This window comes from Clostridioides sp. ZZV14-6345, from assembly GCF_020657775.1.
Taxonomy (GTDB): domain Bacteria; phylum Bacillota; class Clostridia; order Peptostreptococcales; family Peptostreptococcaceae; genus Clostridioides; species Clostridioides difficile_D.
In genome coordinates, this window is record NZ_JAGWCX010000144.1 from 1 (window position 1) to 1,506 (window position 1,506).

The 1,506-nt window shown below is 32.7% G+C and carries 1 protein-coding gene; it reads right to left on the reverse strand.

Going from position 1 to position 1,506, the window contains the following annotated elements; all coding sequences use genetic code 11:
• Positions 1–1,506: Cys-Gln thioester bond-forming surface protein (locus KGF39_RS19315; RefSeq protein ID WP_227823557.1), on the reverse strand; the 1,506-nt coding region annotated here is incomplete at both ends.

Here is a 1,506-nt window from a genome sequence, read left to right on the forward strand (position 1 = left end):
TCATCTGATGGTGGTACTGGTGGATTTATCACTGCATCATCTGATGGTGGTACTGGTGGATTTATCACTTCATCATCTATTGGTGGTGATGGTTTAGGCTTATGTCCATTTGTATCATCTGATGGTGGCACCGGTGGATTTACAACATCATCCGTTGGTAGACCTATGTTAAAGTTAACTTCTTGACCATTCTTTTTCTCTATTGTATAGCTTAATAAGTTTTGCTTACTAGATGGTAATAAAGATGAATGGTCTTTTTGTCCTAAATCAAATACTGCCTTATAATATTGAATAGCTTTTGGAAAAATATAATCATAAGATACAGCAGAAATATTAGCCTTCGCATCTGGCTTTCCAACACTCTTAAGTTTAAATTTATGTTGTGTTGAAACTTCTATTTCACCTGTACCTATTATGTTACCATTTTCATCATAAGCAGTTACTCCATCTGGTAATCTTAACTTTACTACACCACTATAACCTACCAAGGCCACAGCTTCTGTTTCATAAGTGCCATCTTCATTTTTTTCAAATTTAATATCAGTTAAACCATTGCTTAAACTAGGTTTTCCTGTATCATTTGGCTTTAACTCTTCACGACCTGCTTTTAACAATGCTTCCAAATAAGCTTTTACATTTATCGCTACTTCTTTCTTCTTTTGATACTCAGCTCTTTCTTCTTCAGTTTTTGCATTTTCTATAAATCTATCACAAAGGTCTATAGAACCTTGATACTGATTAAGTCTTTCTTGTTCATCTATTTGTCCAAGAATAATCCAAATTGCACTTTGAGTAGCTGAGTAAGTCATTAATTCATTTTCTTCTCCACCTAAATTAAATTGTTGCTTATATCCAAATCCATCAAATTCAGAACCTGCATATAGTATAGATTTAACTGCATCTTCATTTTGATTTTCTTGACCATTAAAATCTTCTGCTGGCAAATATGGGCTCTTCCCATCACTACTTGGAGGTTTTAAATGGTTATTATAACAAAATGCAGTTTGCTCTCCATCTTCACCTTCTATCACATATTTGTTATCTTTTGTACTTGCTCCTATAAGACCCTCTATTACATAGTCAAAAGTTAAAGTCTTCGTAATATCATTAAATCTTATATCATAATAAGACCTATCTGAACCATCTGTTTCTTTTAGCAAACAAGAATTTTTTACTTTTGCTTTTTTATCATGCCATAAACTGACAAATAAGTCTTTTTGGGTAAGTACTTGGTTAATTTCTGATTGTTCATCTGCCTTTACATTTTCTTCATCTTCCCAAAAGTTATATACTATTTTATTTATTTGAGATAAAGTCATATCAAGAATTTTATCAATATCTTGTTTTAAACTCATTTCTTCTATAGCTATTTCTTCTAATGGCTTTTCTTCTTCTGGAATTTGACCATCTAATGGTTTTTCTCCCTCTGGTGTTTGTCCATCTGATGGTTTCTCTCCTTCTGGTGTTTGTCCGTCTAATGGTTTCTCTCCTTCTGGTGTTTGTCCA